Source organism: Pseudomonas sp. Marseille-Q5115 (genome assembly GCF_916618905.1).
Classification (GTDB): domain Bacteria; phylum Pseudomonadota; class Gammaproteobacteria; order Pseudomonadales; family Pseudomonadaceae; genus Aquipseudomonas; species Aquipseudomonas japonica_A.
This window is the reverse complement of the sequence record NZ_CAKAKI010000001.1, coordinates 2,107,825-2,129,501: the sequence shown is the minus strand read 5'-3', so window position 1 is coordinate 2,129,501 and position 21,677 is coordinate 2,107,825. Positions and strand designations below refer to the sequence as shown.

The 21,677-nt window shown below is 63.8% G+C and carries 23 protein-coding genes and 1 pseudogene; 6 read left to right on the top strand and 18 right to left on the bottom strand.

Features of this window, described 5'->3' with window-relative positions; translation table 11 throughout:
* Positions 1-99 precede the first annotated feature (99 nt).
* From LG385_RS09885 to LG385_RS09865, 5 genes are all read left to right on the top strand, one after another.
* Positions 100-993: a LysR family transcriptional regulator gene (locus LG385_RS09885; RefSeq protein ID WP_181112145.1), complete on the top strand. Its 894-nt coding sequence runs from the start codon at positions 100-102 to the stop codon at positions 991-993.
* A gap of 46 nt (positions 994-1,039) precedes the next feature.
* Positions 1,040-1,879, top strand: coding sequence for a glutathione-dependent disulfide-bond oxidoreductase (yghU, locus tag LG385_RS09880; RefSeq protein WP_225774122.1), 840 nt, complete (start codon positions 1,040-1,042; stop codon positions 1,877-1,879).
* 197 nt (positions 1,880-2,076) lie between these two features.
* Positions 2,077-3,003 carry an aliphatic sulfonate ABC transporter substrate-binding protein gene (locus LG385_RS09875; protein ID WP_225776212.1) on the top strand — a complete coding sequence of 309 codons (927 nt, stop codon included), beginning with the start codon at positions 2,077-2,079 and terminating at the stop codon, positions 3,001-3,003.
* 117 nt (positions 3,004-3,120) lie between these two features.
* Positions 3,121-3,570 (top strand): antitoxin Xre/MbcA/ParS toxin-binding domain-containing protein, encoded by a 450-nt coding sequence (locus LG385_RS09870; RefSeq protein ID WP_225774121.1) that lies wholly within the window; start codon positions 3,121-3,123, stop codon positions 3,568-3,570.
* Complete coding sequence (locus tag LG385_RS09865; protein ID WP_225774120.1) at positions 3,567-4,010, top strand: RES family NAD+ phosphorylase; 444 nt, start codon at positions 3,567-3,569, stop codon at positions 4,008-4,010. Before LG385_RS09870 ends, LG385_RS09865 begins: the two co-directional genes overlap by 4 nt.
* Positions 4,011-4,095: 85 nt before the next feature.
* On the opposite strand, the gene LG385_RS09860 is transcribed toward LG385_RS09865, so the two are convergent.
* From LG385_RS09860 to LG385_RS09820, 9 genes are all read right to left on the bottom strand, one after another.
* Positions 4,096-5,418 carry an LLM class flavin-dependent oxidoreductase gene (locus tag LG385_RS09860; RefSeq protein WP_225774119.1) on the bottom strand — a complete coding sequence of 441 codons (1,323 nt, stop codon included), beginning with the start codon at positions 5,416-5,418 and terminating at the stop codon, positions 4,096-4,098.
* An 18-nt stretch (positions 5,419-5,436) separates the two neighbouring features.
* A complete protein-coding gene (locus LG385_RS09855) occupies positions 5,437-6,414 on the bottom strand; it encodes an ABC transporter substrate-binding protein (RefSeq protein WP_413247315.1) in 978 nt (325 codons plus the stop codon).
* Between the two features lie 111 nt (positions 6,415-6,525).
* Positions 6,526-7,308, bottom strand: a complete 783-nt coding sequence (locus LG385_RS09850; protein WP_225774117.1) for an ABC transporter ATP-binding protein — start codon at positions 7,306-7,308, stop codon at positions 6,526-6,528.
* On the bottom strand, positions 7,302-8,303 hold the full coding sequence (locus tag LG385_RS09845) for an ABC transporter permease (RefSeq protein WP_225774116.1): 1,002 nt from the start codon (positions 8,301-8,303) through the stop codon (positions 7,302-7,304). Before LG385_RS09845 ends, LG385_RS09850 begins: the two co-directional genes overlap by 7 nt.
* The gene (locus tag LG385_RS09840) at positions 8,290-9,366 is read right to left on the bottom strand and encodes an ABC transporter substrate-binding protein (RefSeq protein ID WP_225774115.1); all 1,077 of its coding nucleotides are present in this window, start codon (positions 9,364-9,366) and stop codon (positions 8,290-8,292) included. The genes LG385_RS09845 and LG385_RS09840 overlap by 14 nt, the downstream gene beginning before the upstream one ends.
* A 208-nt stretch (positions 9,367-9,574) precedes the next feature.
* On the bottom strand, positions 9,575-10,549 hold the full coding sequence (locus LG385_RS09835; RefSeq protein ID WP_225776211.1) for an XdhC family protein: 975 nt from the start codon (positions 10,547-10,549) through the stop codon (positions 9,575-9,577).
* Between the two features lie 5 nt (positions 10,550-10,554).
* Positions 10,555-12,774 (bottom strand): xanthine dehydrogenase family protein molybdopterin-binding subunit, encoded by a 2,220-nt coding sequence (locus tag LG385_RS09830; RefSeq protein WP_225774114.1) that lies wholly within the window; start codon positions 12,772-12,774, stop codon positions 10,555-10,557.
* A gap of 11 nt (positions 12,775-12,785) precedes the next feature.
* Complete coding sequence (locus tag LG385_RS09825; RefSeq protein ID WP_225774113.1) at positions 12,786-13,766, bottom strand: FAD binding domain-containing protein; 981 nt, start codon at positions 13,764-13,766, stop codon at positions 12,786-12,788.
* Positions 13,766-14,410: a (2Fe-2S)-binding protein gene (locus LG385_RS09820; RefSeq protein WP_225774112.1), complete on the bottom strand. Its 645-nt coding sequence runs from the start codon at positions 14,408-14,410 to the stop codon at positions 13,766-13,768. The genes LG385_RS09825 and LG385_RS09820 overlap by 1 nt, the downstream gene beginning before the upstream one ends.
* Positions 14,411-14,612: 202 nt before the next feature.
* On the opposite strand from LG385_RS09820, the pseudogene LG385_RS09815 reads away from it, so the two are divergent.
* A pseudogene (locus LG385_RS09815) lies at positions 14,613-14,705 on the top strand (transposase); the annotation flags it as partial.
* Positions 14,706-14,725: 20 nt separating this feature from the next.
* Here LG385_RS09815 and gspD read toward each other — a convergent pair.
* Genes gspD through gspG form a run of 9 tightly spaced genes read right to left on the bottom strand, consistent with a single transcriptional unit; the run spans position 14,726 to position 21,670 of the window.
* A complete protein-coding gene (gspD, locus tag LG385_RS09810; protein ID WP_225774111.1) occupies positions 14,726-16,987 on the bottom strand; it encodes a type II secretion system secretin GspD in 2,262 nt (753 codons plus the stop codon).
* Positions 16,984-17,502, bottom strand: a complete 519-nt coding sequence (locus tag LG385_RS09805) for a phage tail protein (RefSeq protein WP_225774110.1) — start codon at positions 17,500-17,502, stop codon at positions 16,984-16,986. The genes gspD and LG385_RS09805 overlap by 4 nt, the downstream gene beginning before the upstream one ends.
* Positions 17,499-18,110 carry a type II secretion system protein GspM gene (gspM, locus tag LG385_RS09800; protein ID WP_225774109.1) on the bottom strand — a complete coding sequence of 204 codons (612 nt, stop codon included), beginning with the start codon at positions 18,108-18,110 and terminating at the stop codon, positions 17,499-17,501. The genes LG385_RS09805 and gspM overlap by 4 nt, the downstream gene beginning before the upstream one ends.
* A complete protein-coding gene (locus tag LG385_RS09795) occupies positions 18,091-19,122 on the bottom strand; it encodes a type II secretion system protein GspL (protein WP_225774108.1) in 1,032 nt (343 codons plus the stop codon). Before LG385_RS09795 ends, gspM begins: the two co-directional genes overlap by 20 nt.
* On the bottom strand, positions 19,119-19,835 hold the full coding sequence (locus LG385_RS09790; protein WP_225774107.1) for a type II secretion system protein GspK: 717 nt from the start codon (positions 19,833-19,835) through the stop codon (positions 19,119-19,121). The genes LG385_RS09795 and LG385_RS09790 overlap by 4 nt, the downstream gene beginning before the upstream one ends.
* Complete coding sequence (locus tag LG385_RS09785; RefSeq protein WP_225774106.1) at positions 19,835-20,437, bottom strand: prepilin-type N-terminal cleavage/methylation domain-containing protein; 603 nt, start codon at positions 20,435-20,437, stop codon at positions 19,835-19,837. The genes LG385_RS09790 and LG385_RS09785 overlap by 1 nt, the downstream gene beginning before the upstream one ends.
* The gene (locus LG385_RS09780; protein ID WP_225774105.1) at positions 20,434-20,796 is read right to left on the bottom strand and encodes a prepilin-type N-terminal cleavage/methylation domain-containing protein; all 363 of its coding nucleotides are present in this window, start codon (positions 20,794-20,796) and stop codon (positions 20,434-20,436) included. Before LG385_RS09780 ends, LG385_RS09785 begins: the two co-directional genes overlap by 4 nt.
* Complete coding sequence (locus LG385_RS09775) at positions 20,793-21,233, bottom strand: general secretion pathway protein GspH (RefSeq protein ID WP_225774104.1); 441 nt, start codon at positions 21,231-21,233, stop codon at positions 20,793-20,795. Before LG385_RS09775 ends, LG385_RS09780 begins: the two co-directional genes overlap by 4 nt.
* 14 nt (positions 21,234-21,247) lie before the next feature.
* Positions 21,248-21,670: a type II secretion system major pseudopilin GspG gene (gspG, locus tag LG385_RS09770; protein WP_225774103.1), complete on the bottom strand. Its 423-nt coding sequence runs from the start codon at positions 21,668-21,670 to the stop codon at positions 21,248-21,250.
* Positions 21,671-21,677 lie beyond the last annotated feature (7 nt).

Below are 21,677 nucleotides of genomic sequence, written 5' to 3'. Positions count from 1 at the left end.
GGGTGATCGCCCTGGCATGGGTGTACTTTAGGGCTAGCGCAGCGGAGCAACAATTCCCTAGAATCAGGACTTATTGATTCCATTTTAGGGACAGTGTTAATGGACCGTATTGAATGCATGCGCGCTTTTGTTTCAACCGTGGACGCCAACGGTTTTGCCGCAGCCGCCAGGGCCATGCGCGTTCCCCGTTCGAAGGTGAGCAAGCAGATCCAGGCACTGGAGGAAAATCTTGGCGTACAGCTGTTGCTGCGGACCACCCGCAGCCTGCACCTGACCGAAGCTGGCGCCGAATACTACGAAGCCTGCCGCGAATTGATCGCCTCGCTCGATGAAGCCGAGCAGCGCGCCCGCAGTGGCCTGGCCGAAGTGCAGGGGGTGCTGCGGGTGAACGCGCCGATGTCGTTCGGGCTCACCCAGCTGGGCGCCCTGCTGCCGCGCTTTCATGCGCTACATCCCCGGCTGGAGCTGCAGCTGGTGCTCAGTGACCAACAAGTAGACCCGATCAAGGGCGGCTTCGATGTGACCATCCGCATCGCAAGCCTCGCCGACTCCTCGTTGGTAGCACGCCAGTTGGCGCCTGCCCCCCGAATGCTGGTGGCCTCCCCTGACTACCTTGAACGCGCGGGCACGCCGCAGCACCCCAGGGACCTGGCCGGCCATGCTTTCCTGAACTACGGCTACCTGCAAAGCGGCGTTACCCTGCAACTGAGCAATGGCCGGGAAACCCAGAACGTACATGTTACCGGGCCGCTGCATGCCAACAACGGGGACCTGCTCGCCCAGGCGGCCGAGGCCGGAATGGGCATTGCCCTGCTGCCTACGTTCATCGTGGAGCAGGCGTTGGGCCGCGGTAGCCTGGTGGCGGTGATGTGCGAGTGGCAGGCGCCACCGATCTCCATCAACGCCGTGTACCCCACCGCGCGCCGAGTGCCGATGAAAACCCGCGCGTTTCTCGATTTTCTCAAGAACGAACTGGGTGGCAACGCTGCCTGATACGCTAGCGCCACCTTACCGGCTATCGAACCCCTGGAGGTTATCCATGAGCGACACCGCGTACGTTCCACCCAAGGTCTGGAAACACGAGGCACCGTCTGGCGGCCAGTTCGCCAGCATCAACCGCCCCATCGCCGGCGCAACGCATGACAAGCCCCTGCCCGTGGGCAAGCACCCCTTGCAGCTGTACTCCATGGCCACGCCCAATGGCGTAAAGGTCACCGTACTGCTGGAAGAGCTGCTTGCCCTGGGCCATACCGGCGCGGAGTACGACGCGTGGCTGATCCGCATCTCGGAGGGCGACCAGTTCGGCAGCGGGTTCGTGGACATCAACCCTAACTCCAAGATCCCCGCGCTGGTTGACCACAGCGGTGAGGTCCCTGTGCGGGTGTTCGAGTCCGGTTCGATCCTGCTGCACCTGGCCGAGAGGTTCGGCGCCTTTTTGCCAGCCGACCCCGCCGGCCGTGCAGAAACCCTCAACTGGCTGTTCTGGCAAATGGGCGCCGCGCCGTACCTGGGTGGAGGCTTCGGGCACTTTTATGCGTATGCGCCGGAAAAGATGCAGTACCCCATCGACCGTTTCACCATGGAGGCGAAACGCCAACTGGACGTGCTCAACCGCCGTCTCGCCGAGCAGCCGTACCTGGCCGGTAGCACCTACACCATCGCCGACATCGCCGTATGGCCCTGGTACGGTGAGCTGGTGCGCGGCAACCTTTATTCCGCAGGCGAGTTCCTCGCCGTGCAGGAGTACACCCATGTACTGCGCTGGGCGAATGAAATCGCTCAGCGGCCTGCGGTGATCCGTGGGCGGCGGGTGAACCGCGTGTGGGGCGACGAAGCCGAGCAAGTGCCCGAGCGACACCAGGCCAGCGACCTCGGTTAACGCACGATTGGCCCGGGAACCTGTGCCTCGGCAGGTTACCGGGTGCTCGCCAGGTCGCGTGCACGCGTTGGGCGTAAGCTTATGCGCACAAAGTATTTATCCCGCTTTTTCTGGGGCTTTAGCATTGCACTCGCTGCCGCTTCGCCCAACCGTCCAACACCGAGTGCACTATGCCCAACTTTCTTCGTTTTACCGCCATGGCCGCCCTGATTTCCATGGCTGGCCTGGGCGTCACTACCCAGGCCCAAGCCCGGGACACCGTACGTATCGGGTATCAGAAGTCCTCCACGCTCATTGCCTTGCTCAAAACCCGCGGCACGCTGGACAAGGCCCTGGCCGAAAAGAATATCGACGTCAGCTGGCATGAATTCCCCAGCGGGTTGCCGTTGCTCGAAGCCCTCAACGTGGGCAACGTCGATATCAGCGCAGATGTAGCGGATACCGTCCCGGTGTTCGCCCAGGCGGCGCATGCCAAGCTCACTTATTTCGCTCAGGAAGCTCGCTCGCCCTCCGCGCAGGCGATCGTGGTGCCCCAAGCCTCGCCCTTGCACGCGTTGGCAGACCTCAAGGGCAAAACCGTCGCCGTGACCAAGGCGGCCGGGGCGCACTACCTGCTGATAGCGGCGCTGCACCAAGCAGGCCTGCAATTCTCTGACATCAAGCCTGCCTATCTTTCGCCCGCCGACGGCCGCGCTGCCTTCGAGAACCACAAGGTGGATGCCTGGGTGACATGGGAGCCCTTCCTCAGCGGCGTTCAGCGTCAGCTCCCTACTCGCACCCTGGCCGATGGCGAAGGCCTGGCGAGCTACAAGCGCTACTACCTGACCAGCACCCCGTATGCCAAGGCGCACCCGGACGTATTGAAACTGGTGTACGGGCAACTGGTAGATGCCGGGGCATGGGTCAAGGCTCACCCGCGTGAGGCGGCTGAAGTGTTAGGGCCGTTGTGGGGCAACCTGGACGTGGGCACGGTAGAAGCGGCCAATGCCAAACGCAGTTACCAGGTGCAGCCGGTTACTGCCAGCGAGCTGGGGGAACAGCAGCGCATCGCCGATGCGTTCTTTGCGGCCGGGTTGCTGCCTGAGCCTGTGAAGGCCAGCGACGTGGATATCTGGGCGCCGTGATGGCCAGTGCAGCCTTAGCGATCTCTGATAATCAATTCCGTCAGGAAGATTCACCTTGCAACAAATCCGGGGTTCGCCGGATACTATTCGGCAAATGCCGCAACGAGGACCTCCTCCATGCATGCCGAAATTCTGCGCGAACCTGCCTACTTCGCCTACCGTACTCGCCTCGAGGCGCTGCTGGAAATTCCAGCCAGCGCCTCGGACCAGCGAATCCATGAGCTGATTGAGATGGGCTTCCCCGCGAGCCGTGTCAAAACGCTGGCCGATGAAGGAACGATCAGCCCGCTCGAGCGTGATCACATTATTCCGCTGAAAACGCTCAAAAGTCGCCTCACCAAAGGCCAGCCGCTGACTGTCGACGAGAGCGACCGGCTGTTTCGCTCCGCCCATATCGCAGCCATGGCCCAGGCCTTGTTCGGGGACGATGCCAAGGCCCGCCGCTGGCTCACCAAGCCCAAGGAACGCTTCGGGGGTAAAACGCCTGTTGCCATGCTTTCCACCATCCAGGGTACCCGGCAAGTGGAAGAGGCATTGGTGCAGCTCGCCGAGGGCTTTGCGTTTTGACGCTATGGCGGATCAGCGCGTTCGCCGACCTCACCGGTCGTGGAGGGCTGATGGCCGGCGGGCGCTGGCATACGATCGGCCACCCGGTGGTGTACCTGGCGGGCACACCTTCGGGGGCATTGCTGGAGGTGCTGGTGCATCTGGAAGTGGACCAGGAGGATTTTCCCGAGAGCCTGCAGCTGCTGCGGGTAGAGCTCCCGGACGGGGCGATTGAGGCGCCCGCCCCCGAGCTTGATCAAGGCTGGCAACAGGATCAGGCACGCACACGGGCTGTAGGCGATGGTTTTCTGCGTAGTGTAGCGGCGCTGCTACTGCCGGTACCCAGCGCCGTGATGCCACACACCACCAACTACCTGTTCAATCCGCTGCACCCCGGCGCGGCGCTGGCCACGGTAACTCCCGAGGTGTTCGCGCTGGATACCCGGCTGTTCAAACACTGACGGGTCAGCTGAGCTTAAGCTGGGCCAGCCACTGCTCCACCGAGTCGCCGCTGCTAAGCGCCGGCTGCACCAGGCCGTCGGCAGGCTAACCCCGTACGTTGCCATGAATCCCGAGCCCGAGGGTTTCGCGCAACGTAGTGCCCGGGTATTCGGTGCGGTATACCCCGCGCTCTTGCAGCAGCGGCACTACTTCCTCAGTGAACCGGCGGAATTGGCCCGGGTGGCCGATATAGATGTTGAAGCCGTCTACTGCCCTCGCCTCCAGCCACAACGCCATTTTATCCGCGATGGTCGTCGCGCTGCCCACAAACGCCCCCGGGCGCAATTGCCGCGAGGCTTCAACGGCCTGGCGCAGGGTAAGGCCTTCACTCACGGCCCGGTCGGTGATCCGTTTGGCTACGGTGAAGAAGCTGCTGCGGGCAAACTCCAGCGCCTGGGCCGGGAACGGCGCATCGAGGTCATACTGGCTGAAGTCATGCCAACCAAACGAACGGCCGAACTCGAGCAAGGCCTGTTCGAAACTGTGGTCGGCCTGATGATAGTGGCGTTCGATCTCCCGGGCCTGCGCATCAGTATCCCCCACGAAGATCTCCGCGCCTGGCAACACCAGCACCTGGTCGGGATTGCGCCCTTGGAGGCGCGCGCGATCCTTGATCTCTTTGTAAAACACCTGGCCTTGCTCCAGGCTCGGCGCGTGGGTGAAGACCACGTCGGCAATGCCAGCGCCCAATTCCCGGCCTTGCTCGGAATCCCCCGCCTGGAAAATCACCGGCTGCCCCTGTGGCGAGCGCTGGATGTTCAAGGGCCCCACTACGGAGAAATGCTCGCCCTTGTGGTTCAGCGCATGCAGCTTGGCGGGGTCGAAATAGCGCCCGGTGTTGCGGTCGCGCACAAAGGCATCGTGTTCCCAGGACTGCCACAATCCCTGCACCACATGAACATGCTCACGGGCACGGCCATAACGGGTGTCGTAGTCGTAGTGCTCGTCACGGCCATAGTTGCCGGCGGTCCCCGCGTCTCCGCTGGTGACCACGTTCCACCCTGCCCGGCCCTTGCTGATCAGGTCCAGCGACGCCAGGCGCCGGGCCACGTTGAACGGCTCGTTGTATGAGGTAGTGAGCGTGCCCACCAGGCCAATGTGCCGGGTGCTGACTGCCAGGGCCGACAGTAGCGTGAGCGGCTCCAGCCGGTTCAGGTAATGGGGCGGCGAACCAGGCGTGATGAACTGACTGTCGACGATGAAGATCAGGTCGAACAGCGCCGCTTCGGCCTGGCGGGCAATGTCGATGTACCAGTCGATGTTCACACTGGCGTCGGCCGGCAATTCCGGGTCCAGCCACAGATTATGCCGACCGGGGCCGCCCACGCCCATGGTGAGGGCGCCCAGTTTCAGCTGTCGTTTGCTCATGTCAGGAGCTTCCTCGGTTCAGGGCGCGGTTTGCGCGGTGGCGGTACCCGGCGCGGCCAGGGCGTGGGTGAACGAGCGGTCGAACAACTGGGCTGCCGGGTACGCCTTGATCAGGCCCAGCCCGGCAAAGAAGTCGATGGTTTTCTGCGCGTCCGCAATGTTCTGCTCGCTCACCGGGCCAAGGTTGGTTTGCGCGCGGGAGAACCAGGCCCGGGCGATCTCGCGGTCGGCGCGGCTGCGCTCGGCCCAGGCGTCGGCATAGGCTTCGTTGTGAGCGGCGTCGCTGAGGGTCCAGCTGCGCGCCTTTTTCAACCGCGCCAGAAAGTCCGCGATGGCGGCCCGCTTCTCTTCCAGGGACGTATTGTTGGCCACCACAAAGCTTTGCGCGGGGATCAATCCTTTGGCCGTGGTGATTACCCGCGCGCCTTGGCGCTCTTGCTGGGTAACGTAGGGCTCCCACGTAGCGATCACATCCACCGACCCGCCGTCCAGGGCGTGGGAAGCATCCAGTGCACTGAGGTAACGAATATCCACGGCATCTCGCGGTACACCAGCCTTGTCCAGTGCGGTGAATAGCAATTGCTGGCTCCAGGAGCCTTTCCAGATCGCTACACGCTTGCCGCGGATGTCGGCGACGGTCTTGATCGCGGAATCCTTGCCAGCAATGATGGCTACGCCGTCGAGGTTCTGTTGAGTCACCGCGATGACCTTGATAGGCGCGCCCAACGCGCCAAGGAACAGCGGCGGCGCATCGCCCAGCAGGCCAAGGTCGAGGCTGCCCACGTTCAACGCCTCGGCAACTGGGGAGCCAGCGGTAAACTGTTTCCAATCGAGGGTGTACGGGAGGCCCTCGAGCACCCCGGCGGCTTCCATCACGGCACGGGTGTTGTAGCTTTGGTCGCCTACGGTCAGCGTAAGCGCCGAAGCGCCCAGGCTGATCGAGGCAGCGAGCGCGGCGGCAGCGAGTTTGAAGAGTATGCGCAAGGGGGCCTCCATATGGCCGGTTATAAGCGATGTAATATTGAGACTGATCGCTTATAACCTACGCACTGGCGACGCCGTTGTGAAATTCATTTAAGGCATATTCTAAGATGCAAATATTGCATCTCAAGCCGCCTCCTCCAGCCCCAGCTGGGCCAGAATCTCCCGTCGTAGGCTTACCAGGTACGGATCATCCCGCCGCCGCGGAAAGCCTCGGTTTATGGAAATTTCCGAGCGCACCCTCGCAGGCCTGTCGCTAAACACGATGATACGGTTGGCCAGCAGCAGCGCTTCTTCCACATCGTGGGTGACCAGCAAGGCTGTATAGCCTTGGCGCTGCCACAGGTCGGTCAGTTCTTTTTGCATGGCGATGCGGGTAAGGGAATCCAGCTTGCCGAGAGGCTCGTCCAGAATCAGCAGCCGGGGTTCGTTCACCAGGGCGCGCGCCAATGCCACCCGCTGCGCCATGCCGCCCGACAACTGCCGGGGCCAGGCGCGGGCGAACTTGGTCAGATGCACTTTGGCCAGGGCGGCATCCACGCGACTGCGCTGCCCCTTGAGTACGCCCTGGGCTTCCAGGCCGATGGCGACGTTGTTCCACACCCGCCGCCACGGGTACAGCGTGGGCTCCTGGAACATCACTACCCGGCTGGGATGTGGCCCGTTAATCGGCACCCCATCGCCCAACAACGCACCTTCATCAGCGGGCTCCAGCCCCGCCACAAGCCGCAGAAGTGTAGATTTGCCACAGCCGGACGGGCCGAGCAGCGCGACGAATTCGCCCGGGGCGATGTTCAGGCTTACGTTATCCAGTACCGGCAGCGGCTGCCCATCCAGGTGGAAAGCGTGGCTCAGCGCCTCGATGTCCACGGCCAGCCCCGCCGTATGCCGTTGGTTGAGCGCTACCATTTCACCGTTCCTTTTTGCCAGGCCAGCAGCCGATCACGCACCTTGAACAAGGCGCAAATCAGCCCTGAGCAACACACCGCCATCAACAGCAAGGCCGCATACATGTTGGCGTAGGCTGCCCAACCTTGCGCCCATTGCAGGTACCAGCCAATGCCCGATTTAACCCCCATCATTTCCGCCACCACCAAGGTGGAGAACGAGGCCCCCAACCCCATGAACACGCCCACGAACACGTGGGGCATGGCGGCGGGGATCGCCACTCGCCGTATCAGGAACCACGGCTTGGCACCCAGGGTGCGGGCCACGTCGTAATAGGCCTTGTCGACGCTGGTCACACCCGACCAGGTGAGCACGGTCACGGGGAACCAGGTGGCAAGCGCGATCAGGAATACGCTGGCGCTCCAGCTGCTGGGAAACAGGAAAAAGCACAGCGGCAACAGCGCCGTCGACGGCACCGGGCCGAGGATGCGCAATACGGGGTGCAACCAGTAGCCCACCGCGCTGGACCAGCCCATGGCTACCCCCGCCACAAAGCCGCACGCCGCGCCGGTAATAACGCCGGTGCCCAACAGCAGCGCCGAATGGGCCAGGCTGTCCAGCAACCGCGCCCAGTCGTTCACATAAACGGCGACCAACGTTTGCGGCGGCGCGAAAAACGGCACGGGCAGCAATGCAAGCTTTGCCGTCCCCAGTTCCCACAGGGCAAGTAATAGGCCCAGCGCGATGAGCCAGGCTGAGGCGTGGCGCAGCCGCCGGTTCAGTTCCGGCAGGCGTACACCCGCCAGCGCCAGTGCTGCAATTGCCACTGCGGCAGCCAGCTCCGCGTTCGCCAGGCTGTCGGTAAGCGGCCAATGGCGGGTGGCGTCCGAGTAAAAGCGGGTCAGCCCGCCCGCCATCAGCCACGCCAGGCTTGCCAGCGCGGGTTGCCAGGCGATGATGGGCCCGCTGCGCCGAAGGGCGGCGGGCGTGGATTGGCTGAGCTCAGCTGAAGACATCGGCGGTGATCTCCCCGGCGAACTGCCTGGCATCGGTGCTGGCATCGAACACCTGCACGGTTTTCAGGTCGTCCACATAGGTCACGATTTCCTCGGTGAACGCGGCACCCACCGCATGATGCCCGTGGGTGTGGTCGTGCAGGATCGCTTGCACCTCGGCTTCGGTGGTGTTCAACGCAAACTTCTGGAACCCCTTGGCCACTGCCTCCGGGTGCTGAACCGCATAGTCGTGGGCTTCCAGCACGGCTTGGGTGAGTGCCGCAGCCACCTGGCGGTTCTCGCGCACCAACTTGCCCGTAACACCCACCACGCAGCACGACAGGTTGGCGTATTCGTCCACCAGGTTGCTGGACAGCTCCCGTGCCTGGCCTGCCTTGATCAGCCGGTACATGAACGGGTCGCTGCCGCTGATGGCCTGTACCTCTCCCCGGTCCAATGCCGTGCCCAGCAGGTCGGCGGGGTACAGCTTCCACTGCACGTCGCTTACCGGGTCTACGCCGTGCTTTTTCAGCAGAATGGAAAAGAAGTTGCGGTCCGGGCTGGCCATGTCGGTCACGCCGATGGTTTGGCCCTTGAGCGCTTCCAGTGAGGTAATCGGGCTGCTGCTGGCGCTCAACAGGCGCAGGCAACCCCCGTGCGTACCCGCGGTGAGCTTCACGTCAAAGCCCTGCTCCAGCGCCTTGAGCCAGCGCAGGGCCATGCCCAGCCCGGCATCCGCTTTGCCTGTGGCAATGGCTTCAAGCAGTACCTCTGTGGAATTACCGAAGTTCACGAATTCCACGTCCAGATTGTGCTTCGTGAAAAAGCCTTCCCCGTGCGCGATCACCACGGGGGCCAGGCAAACGGCGTTGAGGTTGATGGCCAGTTTCAGTTTGTAAGGGGCGTCAAGTTTGATAAAGGCCCCCGTACCCGGAGGTTCAGCTGACTGGCCATGGGCGGCGTGGCTGGGCTCATCGGCCAAGGCGCGCCCGGCAAGTGGTAGCCACAGCGAGCTGGCCAGGGCGGCGGCGCCATAACCGAGCAAATGGCGGCGGGATACAGGATTGGCAGAACGGCCAGGCATGCAGCGTCTCCGGAACGGGTGGGTTCGGATCCGCGCGCACGGTCGCCGAGAGAGAAAGCGGGCTTTATCGGTGGACCATAGCACCCCTCGCTACATGCCCTAAATTCATTATTGGCATAACCTAATATGCATCCACATCATCAGTAGTTGCCCAGCGCCAGGGCGATACGCCGCCGGACAACGCAGGCGCAACGCTGGCACATAACGGCTACAACTGCTCGCGAGGTACGCCATTGGCGGCGCGTACGATGTCCGCCATCACCGCCAGCGCTATCTGAGCCGGGGTTTTGCTGCCCAGGTTCAGGCCGATGGGCGCATGAACCCGGGCCAATTGCTCCGGGCCCAGGCGGCCGATCCTGGCCAGGCGTTCGCGGCGCTTTTCGCTGGTGCGAGCCGAACCCATGGCACCGATGTAAAACGCTTGAGTGCGCACGGCTTCCATCAAGGTGAGGTCGTCCAGCCGAGGGTCGTGGGTCAGCGCCACCACCGCGGTCGCTTGATGGCAGCCGCCGCCTGCGATGAAGACCGCAGGCAGCACTTCCAGCAGTTTATCCGCCGGCACCTTGCCCTGCAGCCAGGCCAGGTGTTCCGGGCGAGGGTCGCACACGATCACCTCGAACCCCAGCGCCTGGGCGAAGTCGATGCAGTACTCAGCCACCGGCGACACTCCCGCCACAATCAATCGTGTACACGGGCCTACATTGATACAAATGTGATCTCGATCGCGACTCACTCGCGGCGCATGCCTACGGATATCGTCCAGGCTGGGCTCGCCATTGCCCAGGCTGATGTGTCGGCTGACCGGCCGTTCACCGAGCAGTGCCCGCCTTAACGCAACGAAGTGCGCCCGAGCAGGCTCGTCGGCGGCGAAGTGTTCCAGCAGCACATCAAGTGAGCCACCACAGGGCAAGGCGACTGTAGGCGCGAGCCCACCTTCGCCGTAGCGCACCACCTGGCTTGCGGGTGTAAACTCACCGGCGGCCAGCCGCTGGAGGAAATCCTCCTCCACGCAGCCGCCGGACAGCGACCCACAAAAGCCCCCCGACGCGGTGGCCACCAGCATCGACCCTGGCTCCCTGGGCGCCGAGCCGAACGTGGCGAGCACCGTGCACAACCACACGGGCTGGCCCAGTTCGAGCCACGCCAGCGCCTGTTCTACCACCTGTACGTCCAGCGGTTTCATAGGCATCAGGTGGGAATACCGTCCATGAGTTTGTCCAGGGTGATCGGCAGGTTCCGAATGCGCTTGCCGGTGGCGTGGTATACGGCATTGGCGACTGCGGCTGCCAGCCCGGTCACGCCAATTTCACCGATGCCTCGCACACCGAATTCGTTGAGATGGAGGTCCGGATGGTCGAGGAGGATTACGTCGATTTCAGGTTGGTCCGCGTTCACCGGTACCACATATTCGGCATAGTTGTTGTTCACCGGCAGCCCATTGCGCGGGTCGAACTCCGCCGCCTCGAACAAAGCCATGCCGATAGCCATCACAATCGCACCCTCGACCTGATTGCGCGCTGCCAGCGGATTGACCACCCGGCCTACGTCGATGGCGCTTACCACTCGAGCCACGCGCAGCCTCGAAATGCCGGGGTCCCAGCGTACTTCCACAAAGTGCGCGCCGAAGGATCGGAAGGCGAACTTGCTGGTGTCCGCCCCGGGGCTCTGGTACTCCGCTTCGGCGCGGGATAGCCGCTGGTTTCTGAGCACGTCGGCGAAGGCCACCGCCCGCTGGCCGTCGCTCAGCCGCCCGCCGCTTACGGTGAGCGCTTCGGGTGCGGTGCCAGCAAACGGGCCACCCTTGCCCGTGGCATATCCACTCAATTTGCGCAGCGCCAACCGGGTGGCTTCGGCCACCGCAGGCATCACGCTGGCGGTAGCCCAGGAGCCGCCCGACAACGGGCCGGCCGGGAACGCCGAGCTGCCCAGCTCCACCTCGATTCGCTCCAGCGGCAGCCCGGTAAGGTCCGCCACCGTTTGCGCGACGATGGTATAGGTGCCGGTGCCTATATCCTGCACCGCGCACTGGGCCAGCGCGGTGCCGTCGGCACGCAGCGTAACCCTTGCCTCTGCAGGTATCCGGTAGGCTTCCCAGTTACAGGCACCAAGGCCATAACCGATGATTTCGTCCCCCTCGCGCATGGCGCCTGTGCCAGGCTTGCGCTGCTGCCATCCGAAGCGCTCCGCGGCGGTACTGAGGGCCTCGGCCAAGTGGTTGCTGGACCATGGCAGGCCGGTGCTTTCGTCCCGGCTGGATAGGTTCTTCTGGCGAAACGCCAAGGGGTCCATGTCGCAGGCCAACGCCAATTCGTCCATGGCCGATTCCAGCGCGAACAGCCCCGGCGCCGCACCAGGCGCCCGCATGGACGTGGGCGTACCACGGTTGACCGGCGCGCTGGCATGGCTCACCACCACGTTAGGGCAGGAATACAAGCTTTTGGTCACCCCGCCGCAATTCTCGATGTACACGTCCACCATGGAGGTGGTGTTCACCGACACGTGCTTGATCGCCACCAGCTTGCCATTGACGTCTGCTGCTACCTGCAGCCGCTGGGACGTTTCTGGGCGATGGCCCACGGTGGTGAACATCTGGGCGCGCGGTACCACCAGTTGCACCGGTCTGCCGGTCACTTTCGCAGCGGCGCAGGCCGCAATCGAATGAGGCCAAGGGAAGAGTTTGCTGCCAAAGCCCGAACCAATGAACGGGGCCTTCACCTCCACGCGGTCCGGGGTAAGGTCGAACACGTTGGCTAGCACGTTGCGATGGTTGACCACGCCCTGTGTGGATTCATACACAGATAGCCGACCGTTCTCCCAGTACGCAGTGGTGCTGTGCATTTCCATTGGGTTGTGCACTTCCACCGGCGTGGTGTAGGTGGCTTCTACCTTGTGCGCCGCAGTCGCCAGCGCAGCGTCGGCGTTGCCACGGGCATGCCCCGCGCCGCCGTCCGCTGCAGGTTTACGTTGCAGGGATTGTTCCAGCCCCGGCACCAGTTCCCCGGCACGGTATTGCACCTTTACCTGCTGCGCCGCTTCCCGGGCACGCTCGAAGCTGTCGGCAACCACGAGCGCAACGAACTGGCCGGGGTAGTACACCCGGTCATCTTCGAAGGGCAAACGGTGTTCATCCACGTAGGTGATGGCGCGGATATCAAAGGTGAACGCCGCAGCCGGTGAGCGGTGGATAGCCGGCATGTTGCCGTGGTGAAGCACGGCGAGCACGCCAGGCATGGCGCGTGCAGCCCGGTCGTCGATGCTCAGCACGGTGCCGCTGGCGATGGTGCTGTACACCCCATAGGCATAGGTAAGGTTTTTGACAGGATGGTCAGCGGCGTAACGGGCGCGGCCAGTGACTTTGTAGCGGCCGTCGATGCGCCGCTGAGGGGCGCCAATAGTGGGCTCGGTCATGGGCTCTCTCCTTACACCAGAAGGTTGCGCAGGTTGCGCACGATTGCCTGCTGCCCGAGGGGGACCTTGTAGGCGTTCTGCGAATGGGGCGTAGCGCTTTCAAAGGCCCGCGCGGCGGCACGGGCGAACAGCTCGGGTGACGGAACCTGCCCCACCAGCGCGGCTTCGGTTTCAGCGGCCCGCCACGGTTTGGTGCCCACACCGCCCAGGGCAACGCGCGCCTGAACAATGCGTGGCCCATTCATCACTACGATCACCGCGCTGGAGGCCAGGGCAAATTGGTACGAGGTGCGGTCGCGCAACTTCAGGTACGCCGAACGAGCGTTGGTCAACGGTGCGTCCAGGGTGATGTGTGTGATCAGTTCGTTCTTACCCAAGGCATGCTCCAGCCAAGGCGTTTTGCCAGGCAATAGATGAAAGTCTGCGAAAGCTACCTCTTGTACCCCGCCGGCTCCCTGCAGCGTCACCGTGGCGCCAATGGCTGCCATCGCCACGCACATGTCTGACGGGTGCGTGGCGATGCACTGGTCACTGGTGCCCAGCACGGCATGCACGCTGCGGTTGTGGCCGTCGATGGCGGCACAGCCCGACCCCGGCGTGCGTTTGTTGCAGGCGGAAACGCCATCTCGGAAATAACCACAGCGCACGCGCTGCATCACATTGCCGGCGGTGGTGGCCTTGTTGCGCAGCTGAGTGGACGCTCCTGCTAGCAATGCCTGGGAGAGCGCCGGGTAATCCTTCACCACAATCGGGTGATGGGCCAGGTCGCTGTTGGTGACCAACGCGCCGATGCGCAGACGGCCGTCGCTCAGGCGCTCCACCTGTTTGAGCGCAAGCCGATTGATGTCCACCACTTCCGTTGGCTGCATCACGTCCAGCTTCACCAGGTCGAGTAACGTGGTGCCGCCGGCAAGAAAGGCGCGGTCCGCGTCGGGCGTGCGACCGATGGCCTGAGCGGGGGAATCCGCGCGGGTGTACTGAAAAGTGCGCATTACACCACTCCCTTCATCTTCGGCCGGGCCGCTTGGATGGCGCTGAGGATGTTCTTGTAGGCGCCGCAGCGGCAAATGTTGCCACTCATGGCTTCCCGCACGCTGGCGTCATCCTCGGGAATATCCGGGTTTTGCAGGATGGCGTAGGCGCTCATGATCTGCCCAGAGGTGCAGTACCCGCACTGATAGGCGTCATGAGCCCAGAATGCTTCTTGCAAGGGGTGCAACTGGCCGTTTTGTTCCAGCCCTTCGATGGTGAGGATCTCGTCGCCGTCATGTTGCACCGCGATCGACAGGCAGGAGTTGATCGAGGCGCCATTGACGATCAAGGTGCAGGCGCCACATTGGCCGTGGTCGCAGCCTTTCTTGGTACCAGTAAGCTGCAAACGGTCGCGCAGCACGTCCAGCAAGATGGCATTCACCGGCACATTGAGCACATGGGCCTGGCCGTTCACCTTGAGCTGGATACGCCGCTCGCCTTGCTTCGGCGCCTCCTCATCCACCTGCGCGGTGGCCTGGGCCGCAGCCACGGCGCCGGGTATCCACGTGGACACGGTAGCGGCGGCGACGCTCGACACGCCGAATTTCAGGAAATTACGGCGCGAGGGCGCCAGATCGCCAGGGGCGTTCGCATCATCGGTCATGGGAGGTCCTCATCAGGCACGCAGATTCTCGTTCAATGAAATCTGTCGTTAGGGCAGCAACCTGATGAGGGTAGAAGTGAATGCCTGCAATGATTAGCCCCGCTTGGCTATTTGCAGCTATGAGCGGGGCTCATCAATCCTTGGGTGCTTGCAGCCCGGCGGTCGCTGCGAGGGTTCGGATCGTGCGGACTCTGTGCTTCCAGCCGCTCGGTATGTGGTGGCCAACCCGTTGAGGGCCAGGCTGGTGGCGAGCCTGGCCCAGTACCCGCTTTGGGACGCGCAGTGGCTGCAATGACGCTTGCATCTGCATGCGCCTCACCAGCCCTGCGCCACGCCCGGCTTCAAAAGCTGCATCTGCTGCCGGTAATCATCAGTCACTTGGCGGGCCTGGCTGGTGTTGGTTACCACCCGTGGAGTGATCAATACGATCAGCTCGGTGCGGTCGCGGGTTTTGCTGGTGGTGCCGAACAACCAACGGAGCCCGGGGATGCGGGAAAGCCCCGGCACGCTGGAGACGCTCTCGGCGTTATCCTGCTTGATCAAGCCGCCCAGGAGTATGGTCTGGCCGCTCTGCACCGCAATCTGCGTGCTCACCGACCGGGTGGAGATTACCGGGTTGGGTTGGCTGGTAGTCACGTTACTGGTATCCGCGTCGCTCACTTGCTGCTGGATTTCCATGGCCACCAGCCCGCCTGGGTTGATACGCGGGACCACGTCCAGGATCACCCCGGTTTGCACATATTCCACACTGCTCAAGGTGGTGTCCGAGGTAGAGGTATTGACGGTGGTCTGGCTGATCGGGATGTTGTCACCCACCTGGATCTGCGCCTGCTGGTTGTTCATCACCACCAGCGAGGGCGCTGACAACACTTGCGTACGGCCGTTGGTTTCCAGCGCATGCAAAGCGATTTGCAGGTTATTGCTCACGAACGAATAAAACAGCGAGTCGCTCGACCCCAGCCCGGCACCACCGCCACCGAGCGCACCTTGGCTACCGCTGGTGTTGGCCACCGTGGTGCTTGAAGAGTTGCCCGCCAGCCGGCCCAGGTACCACTGCACGCCCAGATCCAGCTCGCCGGTGAGCTTCACTTCGAGGATGCGGGTTTCGATCTGCACCTGCAGTGGAAGGTTATCTAGCCGGCGGATCGCCGCTTCGATCTCCTTCCACTGAGCCGGCCGGGTACGTACCAACAGTTGGTTGGTGCTTTTCTGCGCGGTGATGCGGACCGATTCCTGCAAACCTCGGGTGTGCTCTCCTGCCTGGGCGGTGCCCGAGTCTTCGCTGTTTTCTTCCTCGCCACTGGCGGTGCTTTCTTCGTTGCTCTCGCCCGCCTGCCCGGCCGGGAAAGACGCCGTACCGCCCAATGCGCTCAAGCCACTGCTGCTCTGGCTGGTGCCGCTGCCATTCAGCGAGCTGAGCGTGGTGGTCTTGAGCCCCGGGGCCACCTTGGCCGCGCTGTCCTCACTGGCCTGGCTGCTGCCGTAGATCTGGCGCAGGTACTTGGCAAGATCGGCCGCTTTCATGTTGCGCACGTCGTACACATACAGCTGTGGCTCGTTGCCCCCGCCTTCGTCGATGGTACGAATCCACTCGCCCACTTCTTGCAGATATTCGGGCTGAGGCGAGATCGCCACGATGGAATTGGTGCGCTCGTTAGGCATGAACTTGACCATGCTGGCCAAGGGCATGCCACTGTCGGGACCGAAGAGTTTCTGCAACTGTGGCATCAATTCGGCGACAGACGCCCGTTGCAAACCGTAGACGCCGATGGACATCCCCTTGAGCCAATCCACGTCAAAGGTATCGATGGTTTCCTGATAGTTGGCCAACTCCTCCGGTGTCCCGGCCAGGCTCAGCAGGTTGCGCGCCGGGTCTACCAGCAAAAAGGCATTTTCCCGCACGAACGGTTTGAGCAGTTTTTGCATCTCGGCCGCGCCAATGTAGCGCAGCGGGTACATGCGGGCAGACAACCCGCTTGCGGGCGCGCTCACCGCCACTTCGGGTACCAACTTGCCCGCAACGGCCTGGTCGGCGGGCAGGATCACGTAACGTTCGCCCTGACGGATCATCGCGTTATTGGTCCAGGACAGCAGCGTTTCAAGAATCGACAGCGCCTGGCGCGGAGTCACCGGCCGAGAGGTGGAGAAGCTTACGTTGCCCTTCACCCCCTGGGCGATGCTGTAGTTCTCGTGCAACAAGTCGCCCATTACGGTGTTCACCACCGCCTCGATGGGCTGGTCGGTGAAATTGAACACCACATCGCCCGCCACCGGTGGGGCTGCTGGCCTGGTGGCCGCTGCCGGCCGTATGAACCGCTGGTTGCCTGCGCGTATCTGCCGTTGCGGCGCCTGGCCCGCAGTATCACTCCCGGCCGCCACGCTGATCGGCTCGCTGGCCATCGGCAACGGTGCGCGGGCCGGGCCTGTTCCGGCCAGCGCTTCGCGCATCAACCCCGGGTCGTTGTCCAGTGTGGTTGCAGAGGTGGCGCAACCGCCGAGCGTAAGGGCGGTGGCCAGCCCCAGCAGTGGGGTACGCAGGCTGAATGATGAAGGCGAAGCGCGAAAAGTGTGGGTCATGGTGCCGATACGTCTGGGAGTTTAGGGGCCGGAGCCAGGGAAGGCAGCGGCAGGCGAAGTACAGGCAGGCTGAGGGTGCGTGCCTGCCCCTGGCGGGTGAACGTGGCGCTGGTGGGGCCAAGAGCGGTAAGCACCCAGCCGCCATCGAGGGTGTCGCCGCGCTGGAGTTTCAATGGGCGCTTGTCGCGCTGACGCAGCAGCGCCCACTGGGCAGTGCCGTCGATGACCACGCCGGTCAGGCTGAGGCCATCCAGGCCTGGCCCCGAGGGCCCGGCCTTGGGTGCGTCGGGCTGGCGGTCGGGACTGAACAGCGGGCGTGCCCAGGCAACGGCCATGGCCGCCGGTTCCAGGACGGTCGGGGCGAGCGGTGCCCCCTCTGCTACGGCAACGGCCGGATGAGGCTCTAGCGCCGGGTCATCGATCGGCCCGGGGCCTGCGAGCAGTAGCCAGGCAAAACTGACCGCCAAGCCTGCGTTGAGGGCCAGCAGCCCGAATGTAATAAAGGGAGGTTTCATGAACGGGGCCCGCCTTCAGCCGCGGGCGCCATGTAACCACGTACCAACAACTGAACCTGAAGCCGCCCCGGTCCGCCTTTTGCGGGCGCGTTGGTCGTCCGATGAACGCTGAGGCTGTCAATGAACAGAAACGGCCGGTGATACTCCAGCGCAGCGAACAACCGGATCAAGGGCTCAATGGCGCAGTCCAGGCTCAGGCTCACTTTCACTTCACGGTACGGCTGGGCGGCGTCAACCTCAGGCACGATCGGCATGCGCTGGGTTACCTCGCAGCCAGGGCCCGTGTCCGCCTGGGCTTTCACCTGGTCCACGGCGAACTGCATGAGGTCAGCGGCGACAGCGCTGGGGTCGTCACCGGGCAACAGGCTGCTACGGCTGGTCGGGTCCTGCCGGGCATGCTCAAGCTGGGCGTGCACGGCTGGCGCCTGGATCAGCCGCTGCGCATAGCGGTATTGCTGCCCGTTGAGGTCATCTGCCTGTTCAGCCATTTCCCGTAGAGGGCCGGCAAACCAGCTGTCGATCAGCAGGTACCAGCTGGCCCACAGCAACAACGCCAACACTGTAAGGGCGGCTATCTTGCGTTCACGGCTAGTCAGTGGTCGGCGCATCGCCCGCCTCCTGTACGAGGTGAGCGCTGAGCGAGAAACGTTCGTTCCCGGTCTGCGTGTCGGGCTGGATGATCCCCTGGAAGCGGGCGTCCGCCAGGGTATGGCAGGTTTTGAACCGAGTGATCAGAGCGCTCGCCCGCTGGCTCTGGCCCGACAGCGAAACCGCGCCACCGTCGCGCACTTCCAGCTGTTGTACCCAGCTGTCGTCGCCCAGGCATTCGCTGAGGTTGGCAAGCATGGCGGTCAAGGTGGGCCGCTCGGCCTTCAGCGCGGTCAGGTAAGTGGCCGCACCTCGGGTGTTGATCAGTTCGCGGCGCGTGGTTTCCAGCTCGGCAATTGCCTCACGTTGATGCTCAACGGTGATTCGCAAGGCCTCAAGCTGAGCTCCGCGCACGTGCAGTAACGTCACCATGGCTATGATCGCCAGTGCAAAGGTGAACAGCGCGAGGCCGCGATTGAGCGACCAGCGCCTGGCATTTCGCGGCCGCGCCGCGGCGGGCAACAAGTCAATTCCAAGCGGCGTACCATCCCCGGTCAGCGCGTCGATCCCAACCACCGATAGCCCCCGTGCGACGCACGTGTCCAGCATCGCGTGCAGGCGCTCTTGGCTGAGCGCCACCAATAGCACCTTTACCTTGGGCCCTTTGTTGTGCAGTACTTGTGCGACAAAGTGCACCTGCTCAACGGTGAAGGGGGTGTACCGATCGATTTCGAACCCCAGCACCTTGTGCACGTCCCGCCTCGCGCCCGCCGGTAGCATCAGAGGTTGAACCAGCACTTCGCTGGCGGGCAGCACCAGCACCGCAGGCTGCTCGATGTTCAGGGTGGCAGGTAGCGGCCATGCCAGCCGCTGCACCCGGGCTGCCGGGGCAAGCCAGGCCTGCATGGCGCTGGGCAGCAAGGTGCGCAATTCGTGCAGCCAGGCCTGATAGCACGCCGAAGCGGGGCTGGCCCGCCAGGCGGCGTACAGCGCCATGCGGCCTGCGCGCAATGTAGATAAAGATAGCGTCATGATTGCCAACGCAAGACCCGATACGGCCTGGCGCCCTCCTTCGCTGTGGTCATGAGCACTGTGGCCCGCAGGGTGGTCGCCTGGCCGCCGGGTGACCGGGCCTGGCTGGTGATGGTGAAAATCTGGCCGTCGTCCAAAGCCGCCGTGCGTACGTTTGGCAAACCCAACGCGCGGGCCAGAGGCTTGGCCACCAGGCCGGCGTCGGGCTGAGCCTGTCCGGACCACACCGTGATGTAGGGCACTACCCGGTTGTAGAGCACGCCGCTCATTCCAGGCAGCGGGCGCAGTTCCTCCAGGGTGCGCAGTGGTGAGCGCCCGCGCTGGCGCTCCACAGCGGCTGCCACCTGCGCAGCCACGGCGGCCGTGGCACCCTCGGCCTGCAGCAAGCGGGCGATGCTGGCGACAGGCGCGGCGTTAAGGTCCAGCTTGCCCCGCTCGCTACGGATGCGAACACGCAGCGCCATGCCGGCAAATTCAGCCGCATGCACCGAGCCGTCCGCAGCCCAGCGGGCCTGAACGGGCTGCGCATTCAAGGCAAGTACCGCCAGGCACAGCCCCGCCTCGGCTGCCATCAGCGCCTGGGTACGTTGCTGCTGCCACAGCGCTTGCCGGTACTCCAGCCGTACCCCGCCGGCGAGCGCGGCCAGCAAGGTGCTGAGCAGCGCCAGCACCCAAAGCACCAGCAGCAGGGCGACGCCACGATGCTTGGTCATCACGCCCCCGGCTCGCTGCTCAGGTCCAGCCGCAGGTTGACCTGCTGGCTTATCCAGGGCGCGCTACCGTCCAGTGTGAGGTCGATGCGTACCGCCTGTGGCAAGCGCTCCGGCCACGGCCATTCGCTCAGCCAACCAGTGGGCTTGCCCAGTGAATTCAAGCCCCGGTAACCAAAGGCCAGCGCTGTCACCCCGTGCAACAGCACTTGTGGTTCGCCATAAGGCGCGCGTTCATCACCTTGTAGACGGCTAAAACTTGTAACCAAGCGGTGGTCAGCCACTATCAGCCGATGCTGTTGCAGGCCGGAGGCAATACCGGCAGCCAGCGGGGCGCAAAATTGCATGGCCTGCGCCTGGCCAATGAAGCGTTGGGGCTTACCGCTCGCGGCCTCGGTGAGCGCCAGTGGCAATGCCTGGCTTATCGCCTGGCGCAGGTAATGTTGGGTGGCGCGTATTTCATCGAGCCGCGTACTAAAACGCTCGGCGTTGGCCACCGCACGGTTGGCGCCCGCCAATGCCGCGCCCACCAGGCTCAGCAGCACGGCCAGCAGGCTTAGCACCACCAGAATCTCCAGCAGGGTAAAGCCGTGTTCACGCCTCATGGCGTGAGGCCCGCCTGGCGAACACTTAATGTGGTGAAACGCTGTGCCCGGCCGTGCGCTTCAACGCTCAGGTCCAGCTTGAACAGTCGCAACGCCCCGGATTGCGACGGCTGGGGTGTGACATCAAGGGCCCAGCGCACCCCATCCCACACGCCTTGGGAATGCCCAGGCTGAAGCGGGCCTTCGCCTAGATCATCCATCACCGAGCGGGCGGCCAGGCTCAGACGGTCAGCGTGTCGGGTTTGCTGCAGCGCCCGGGCACTCTGCCCGAAGGCGCCTACCAATACGCTTGCGCACACCGCCAGCACCGCAAGGGCCGCGAGCATTTCCAGAAGGGTAAAACCACGCTGCCCGATCATGAGCCTTCCCGCAGCTCGACTATGCCTGTGAGCCAGGCAATATCGATGCGCCAATTGCGGGTACCGCTGAGCACATCGATGTTGCCGCCGCTGGCGCCGCCATCGGGATAGAACTCGAACGCCGAGCCCAGGGCCTCGGCGGTGTGCAGGCGCACCTGCATCGCGGCCGGCCATGGCACTGGCTTTCGGCCCGCGGCCTGCACGCTGCGAGCGCGCAGGTCGAACCGGGCCAGTGCTGGTTGGCCGGTCACGATGGCCTGCACCCTGGCTGCCCTCAGGGCGTTGACCATCTGCGCCACGGCGTCGCGTTCTGCGGCTTGCTGCAGGCCCCGGATCACACCCACACCCACAAGGACGCCGGCCACCCCTGCCATCAGGATCACCACCAGCAGCTCGAACAGCGTGTACCCCCGACTGCGGGCGTACGAACGGGGCATCGGGCGCACGCGCGTCACTCCCAGTTGCCAAGGTCAGCGTTGTAGCCTTCGCCACCCGCCGCGCCGTCCTGCCCATAGAAGATAAGGTCAAAACTACCGTGTTCACCCGGGTAGCGATAACCGAAGCGATGGCCAAAGGGGTCGACCAGGTCCGAAGGCTTGGCATAAGGCCCGGCCCACTGGCGAGCATTGGCTGGTTTGTGCGCGAGTTGATCGAGCGTGGCCGGCGGCGCCCCCAGGTCCAGGGCATAGCTTTCTATTTTCATCCCCAGGCTGGCCAGCTGCGCCTTGCCGGCGCCGTACTTGCCCTTGTCAACGTTACTGCCCACCTGGCGCACTACGATGGTAGCCACGATCCCCAGCAGTACGATCACCGCGAGCATTTCGAGCAGGGTAAAACCGCGCTGGCGCGGCGAGGCTGAAGGAAAACGAGGCATGGGAACG

Coding starts and splice junctions, on each gene's coding strand:
- LG385_RS09885 (WP_181112145.1), top strand. CDS start 100: ATGGACCGTATTGAATGCATGCGCGCTTTTGTTTCAACCGTGGACGCC.
- yghU (WP_225774122.1), top strand. CDS start 1,040: ATGAGCGACACCGCGTACGTTCCACCCAAGGTCTGGAAACACGAGGCA.
- LG385_RS09875 (WP_225776212.1), top strand. CDS start 2,077: ATGGCCGCCCTGATTTCCATGGCTGGCCTGGGCGTCACTACCCAGGCC.
- LG385_RS09870 (WP_225774121.1), top strand. CDS start 3,121: ATGCATGCCGAAATTCTGCGCGAACCTGCCTACTTCGCCTACCGTACT.
- LG385_RS09860 (WP_225774119.1), bottom strand. CDS start 5,418: ATGAGCAAACGACAGCTGAAACTGGGCGCCCTCACCATGGGCGTGGGC.
- LG385_RS09855 (WP_413247315.1), bottom strand. CDS start 6,414: ATGGAGGCCCCCTTGCGCATACTCTTCAAACTCGCTGCCGCCGCGCTC.
- LG385_RS09850 (WP_225774117.1), bottom strand. CDS start 7,308: ATGGTAGCGCTCAACCAACGGCATACGGCGGGGCTGGCCGTGGACATC.
- LG385_RS09845 (WP_225774116.1), bottom strand. CDS start 8,303: ATGTCTTCAGCTGAGCTCAGCCAATCCACGCCCGCCGCCCTTCGGCGC.
- LG385_RS09840 (WP_225774115.1), bottom strand. CDS start 9,366: ATGCCTGGCCGTTCTGCCAATCCTGTATCCCGCCGCCATTTGCTCGGT.
- LG385_RS09835 (WP_225776211.1), bottom strand. CDS start 10,549: ATGAAACCGCTGGACGTACAGGTGGTAGAACAGGCGCTGGCGTGGCTC.
- LG385_RS09830 (WP_225774114.1), bottom strand. CDS start 12,774: ATGACCGAGCCCACTATTGGCGCCCCTCAGCGGCGCATCGACGGCCGC.
- LG385_RS09825 (WP_225774113.1), bottom strand. CDS start 13,766: ATGCGCACTTTTCAGTACACCCGCGCGGATTCCCCCGCTCAGGCCATC.
- LG385_RS09820 (WP_225774112.1), bottom strand. CDS start 14,410: ATGACCGATGATGCGAACGCCCCTGGCGATCTGGCGCCCTCGCGCCGT.
- gspD (WP_225774111.1), bottom strand. CDS start 16,987: ATGACCCACACTTTTCGCGCTTCGCCTTCATCATTCAGCCTGCGTACC.
- LG385_RS09805 (WP_225774110.1), bottom strand. CDS start 17,502: ATGAAACCTCCCTTTATTACATTCGGGCTGCTGGCCCTCAACGCAGGC.
- gspM (WP_225774109.1), bottom strand. CDS start 18,110: ATGCGCCGACCACTGACTAGCCGTGAACGCAAGATAGCCGCCCTTACA.
- LG385_RS09795 (WP_225774108.1), bottom strand. CDS start 19,122: ATGACGCTATCTTTATCTACATTGCGCGCAGGCCGCATGGCGCTGTAC.
- LG385_RS09790 (WP_225774107.1), bottom strand. CDS start 19,835: ATGACCAAGCATCGTGGCGTCGCCCTGCTGCTGGTGCTTTGGGTGCTG.
- LG385_RS09785 (WP_225774106.1), bottom strand. CDS start 20,437: ATGAGGCGTGAACACGGCTTTACCCTGCTGGAGATTCTGGTGGTGCTA.
- LG385_RS09780 (WP_225774105.1), bottom strand. CDS start 20,796: ATGATCGGGCAGCGTGGTTTTACCCTTCTGGAAATGCTCGCGGCCCTT.
- LG385_RS09775 (WP_225774104.1), bottom strand. CDS start 21,233: ATGCCCCGTTCGTACGCCCGCAGTCGGGGGTACACGCTGTTCGAGCTG.
- gspG (WP_225774103.1), bottom strand. CDS start 21,670: ATGCCTCGTTTTCCTTCAGCCTCGCCGCGCCAGCGCGGTTTTACCCTG.